Origin of the sequence: Actinoalloteichus spitiensis RMV-1378, from assembly GCF_000239155.1 — a bacterium.
In the GTDB taxonomy this organism is placed as follows: Bacteria; Actinomycetota; Actinomycetes; order Mycobacteriales; family Pseudonocardiaceae; genus Actinoalloteichus_B; species Actinoalloteichus_B spitiensis.
The window spans coordinates 1-4689 of record NZ_AGVX02000496.1; the positions used below are offsets into that span (position 1 = coordinate 1).

General features: G+C 76.1%; 4 protein-coding genes. All 4 read left to right on the forward strand.

Annotation, left to right across the window (positions count from 1 at the left end; genetic code table 11):
- The coding region (locus ACTIDRAF_RS30060; RefSeq protein WP_039788390.1) for a hypothetical protein at positions 1-321 on the forward strand (321 nt) is incomplete at its 5' end.
- A complete protein-coding gene (locus ACTIDRAF_RS0220180; protein ID WP_016700530.1) occupies positions 318-1103 on the forward strand; it encodes a hypothetical protein in 786 nt (261 codons plus the stop codon). The genes ACTIDRAF_RS30060 and ACTIDRAF_RS0220180, both read left to right, overlap by 4 nt.
- Before the next feature lie 332 nt (positions 1104-1435).
- Positions 1436-2143 carry a LuxR C-terminal-related transcriptional regulator gene (locus ACTIDRAF_RS30065; RefSeq protein ID WP_016700531.1) on the forward strand — a complete coding sequence of 236 codons (708 nt, stop codon included), beginning with the start codon at positions 1436-1438 and terminating at the stop codon, positions 2141-2143.
- Positions 2140-4689 (forward strand): ATP-binding protein (locus ACTIDRAF_RS30070; protein WP_016700532.1); only part of this gene is annotated, 2550 nt, incomplete at its 3' end. The genes ACTIDRAF_RS30065 and ACTIDRAF_RS30070, both read left to right, overlap by 4 nt.

Sequence of the window (4689 nt, forward strand, 5' to 3'; positions counted from 1 at the left end):
GTCCTCTCCGGATTCTCCGCCGGCGACTGGCGGCGGCCCGACTGGCACCTCGACGCCTGGGGCGCCGGGGGCCGGTTGCGGGTCGACCTGCCCTCCTCCTACCTGCGCGCCGGGTCCGCCACGGCGCGCTGGACGGCGGCGGGGGAGGCCCGGCGCTGGTCCTCCCCGCTCGACGGCTACCGGGCCATGTGGGAGAACGTGGCCGAGGTCGCCGCCGGCACCGCCGAACCGGTGGTGCCCCTGGACGAGGCCGTCGCGGACCTGGACTACCTGCTCGGGATCGCCGACGCGGCCGCGCCCCTGCTCGGGGCCGCCTCGTGACCGGGCCCGTCGCGGTCGCCCTGGGGGGCGACGCGGGAGTGGACGAGGGGCATCGGCGGGCACTGGCCGACCTCGGTGGCGCGTTCCGGGTGACGGAACCGGCCGTGGCCGAGGTCCTGCTGGTCGACTGCGCCGTCCCCGGGTGGTCCGACCGGCTCCGGGAGCGCTCCGACCGCACCCGCCTGGTCGTCCTCGCCCGGCCCGTCGCGGCCGTCCTGCCCTGGGTCGAGCGCCTGGCGGCCCGCTCGGTCCGGTGCGTGCTCGACGTTCCAGCGACGCCCCTGCCGGCCTGGACCGGAGGCGGTCCGGGCGGTCCGCTCCCGCTGGCCGGGGCGGAGCTGATCGACCTCGATGTCCGGCTCCCGACCGGCGACCCGCACACGGCTCTGGCGACGCAGCTCGCCGTGGCACGCCGGCTGGTGCCGCGTCTCGGAGCGCTGACAGCCGCCGAGCTCCGACCGGACGGGTACACCCTGGTGTCCCACGCGGCGGACCACACCACCGTCCTCGTTGGCAGCGTGGGCAGCGTGGGCAGCGTCGGCGGGGGAGGCCCCGAACTCGTGCTCGATGCCGTCGGGGCCGCCGCGCGCTGGTCGGTGACCCTCGGGGCCCGCTCCACCGTCGTCCGGCACGACGCCGACGGCGTCCGCGCCGGGGCGCTGCCCGGGGTGGAGGACCGCCACGGCCTGTGGGAGGCCGTCGGCGAGGTCCTCGCCTCCGGGGCCTTGAGCCCCCTCGACGCCCTTCCCGTCCTCCGTGAGACCGCCGCCCTGCTCAGATGAGCGGCGGGAGGGCCGGCGGCGGGCGGACCACGGGGCTGCGGGTGCGGCCATCTCCCACAACCGGTTACCCCATTCGGGGGTAAGCGTTGCTCCGTTGGATCCCGTACGAATGCCGGATCGGGTGTGTGAAGACCGAACCAAAGTGAGACGGGACCACAAGGTTAGGCGACGGGTACGTGCGTGCGTTGCCGCTCTCCGTGATCGCTTCATAGGATCGGCGCGATGATCATCGGTGATCTTGGAGCCCGTTCCGACTCCCTGACTCCGGCTCGTGAAGCTCCGACGACGAGGGGGAATCGCGGGTTCGCGTGCTGGCGGGAAAAGGAGGCAGTGTGTCCGAGACCGATGTCCGCACCCCGGACCTGGCCGAGCTGGACGCCCTCGGCCCCCATCCCGCGGTGGACCCCCCGCCCGGCCACACCGACGTGCCCCTCAGCCTCTTCCACACCCTTCTGGAATCCTCCACCCTCTGCGTCGCCTGGTCCGACCTCACCCTGAGGGTGCTCGGCGTCAGCCACAAGTTCTCCCAGCTGGTACGACGACCCCCCGGTCAGGTCCGGGGCCACGACATCGCGGCCCTCGTCGCCCCCGGCTTCGCCGTCGACATCCGCCGCCGCGCCGAACAACTCGCCGACGGGCGCGCCACCCGCTTCACCGAGAACGTGCTGATCCGCCGCGCCGACGGCGAACTCGTCCCCGGCCACCTCACCGGCACCGCGCTGTGCGGAGCCGACGACCAGCCGCGGATGCTCGTCGTGGTGTTCACCCCGGAGCGGGACGAACGACCAGGAGGGCGTGACGGGCTGCGGCTCAGCCGCGCCGGCAGCAAGGTGCTGGAGGCCGTCGCCGCCGGCCAGTCGACCGCGTGGATGTCCGCCCACCTCTACCTCAGCCGCCAGGGCGTCGACTACCACGTCCGCACCCTGATGCGGAAACTGGACGTGCCGAACCGGCCCGCCCTGGTGTCCAGGGCCTACAGCCTCGGCATGCTGCGCCCCGGGGCGTGGCCGCCCCGCGTCGCCCCGGAATGGGTCAGGTGATCGTCGGACGCGAGCGGGAGTTCGACCAGCTCACCGCCCACGCCAACCACGTCCGCGCGGGTACCGCCCGGCTCGTCCTCGTCACCGGAGCCGCCGGCACCGGCCGCACCAGCGTCCTCGACGCCCTCCGCCGGCGACTGGCCGCCGACTTCACCGTCCTCCGGGTACGCTGCCAGCCCTCGTCGACCACCCGCCCGGGGGGCACCGTCCGGGCGCTGCTCGCCCCCCTCGGCCACCACGCGGCGCCCGCCGACCCCGGCACCGACACCCACGAGGCCCTGCACGCCCCGTACCGGCGGGTCAGCGAAGTGGTGCGCCGCCGCCCGCTCGCCCTCCTCATCGACGACGCCCAGTGGTGCGACGCCACGTCGCTGCGCTGGCTGGACTTCCTCGTCCGACGCACCTCCCGGCGGCCACTGCTGGTCGTCCTCGGCTGGCACGACGCGGTCCGCCCCCCGGCCGACCCCGTCCTGGGCCGCCTGCTGCGCGGCCCCGACACGGCGGCCGTCCCCCTCGCACCACTACCCGAACCCGTGGTGGCCGAACTGGTCCGCGAGACCTTCGACGGCCACCCCACCCCGGGCTTCGTGCGCCGCTGCCACGACCTCACCGCCGGCAACCCGGCACTGCTGCGGCGGCTGCTCGACGAGCTCCGCGCCGCCGGGATCACCCCGGACGACCGCAACACACACCGGGTGGCCGCACTGGAAGCCGAGGTCAGCCGGCGCTCCGCCCGCATCCGCCTCGACGCCCTGCCCGACCACGTCCGCGCGGTCGCGACCGCGCTGGCCGTGCTCGAGGACTCCGACCCCGGCACCGCCCCCGCGACCCTCCTGGTGGCCGCGCTCGCCGGCGTCCCGGAACACCTCACCCGCCACGCCCTGACCGCACTGGGCGAGACCGGGCTCGTCACCGCCGGCCGGTTCGCCCGCACCACCGAACGGGCGGCCGTACTGACCGCGCACCCCACCGCGGCACCACGACGACTGCGCGACCGCGCGGCCCGCCTGCTCAACGACGCCGGCCGACCCGCCGAGGAGGTCGCCCTGCAACTGCTCGAACGCAACGGCCCCCTCGAACCGTGGATGACCGGCGTGTTCCGGGAGGCCGCCCGCGCCGCCCGCCGCCGTGGCGCCCCCGAGGACGCCGCCCGCTACCTCGCCCGGGTACTGGCCGACGGCGGACAACTCGCCCCACCCGTGCAACTGCGCATCGAGCTGGCCAGCCCGCTGGCCCAGGTGGACCCAGCGGCCGCCCTCGCCCACCTCGCCCCGGCCCTCGCCGGGACCACCGGGGCCCGGGACCGCGCCAGCCTCGCCGTCCAGGTCGGACTGACCGCCGTCAGCGCCCAACGCGCCCCGGAAGGAATGCGCGTCCTCGCCGATGCCCGAGCCGAACTCATCGCCGCGCTGGGCGACAACCCCGGACCCACCGACCGGGAGCTGCTGGCCCAGGTGGAGTCGGCCCTCCTGCTCACCGGCATCCAGGAGGCCAGCACACTGGAGGAAACCCGGGCACTGGCACGGGGCATCCCCGTCCCGCCGGGGCGCACCCCCGGGGAACGCCAACTCCTGGGAGTCCTGGCCGCGCTCGACGCCGGAGGGGGGACCGACCTGGCCCGCAGCCTCGACCTCGCCACGCGGGCCGTCCGCGTCCCCGAGGGAACCGGGGACTGGGCGTTGGTCAGCGCCACCTTCGCCCTCCACCTCGCCGACGAACTGCCCACCGCGCTGACCGTGCTCGACAGGCTCACCGACCCCGCCCGCCGACGGACCCACGCCGGAACCCTCAGCGTCGCGCTCGCCAACCGGGCGCACGTGCTCTTCGCCGCCGGCCGCATCCGGGAGGCCGTCGCTGACGCCCGCGACGCCGCCGAGGCCGCCGCCCGCAACCCCCGGCGCACCAGGGCCGCCTGGCCGAACACCATGCTCGCCGTGACCCTGGTCGCCCACGGCGACCTCCCCGGAGCCGAACGCGCGCTCCTGCTCGCCCGCCGCCCCGGCGCCGACCGGGTCGTGTGGAACCACCCCTACCACCTGCTGGCCCGGGGGCGCGCCCGCTGGCTCAGCGGGGACACCGGAGGCGCCCTGGACCACCTGCGACGCTGCGGAGACCTCCTCGACCAGGCCGGCATCACCAACCCGCTGTTCGCGACCTGGTGGGTGGACGCCACCGCCATCCTCGTCGAACTCGGCCGGCGCGCCGAGGCCGCCGACCTCGCCGACCGGCAGCACGAGCGGGCACTGCGCTGGGGTGCGCCCCGCGCGGTCGGCCTCGCGCTGGTCGCCCGGGGGCTGGTCGAGCCAGGACGCCGCGCGGTGGCCCTGCTGTCCGACGCGGTGGACCTGCTCGCCGCCTCCCCGGGCCGGCTCTGCCTCGCCAACGCCCGCTTCCGCCTCGGCGAGGCGCTGCTGCGCACCGGCCGGAACCGGCAGGCCCGCGAACACCTGCGCGCCGCCTCCGACCTGGCCACCCAGTGCGGCTCCCAGGCGCTGTTCCTCGCCGCCGGCCGCCGACACACCGCCGCCGGCGGCCGCCGCCGCTCC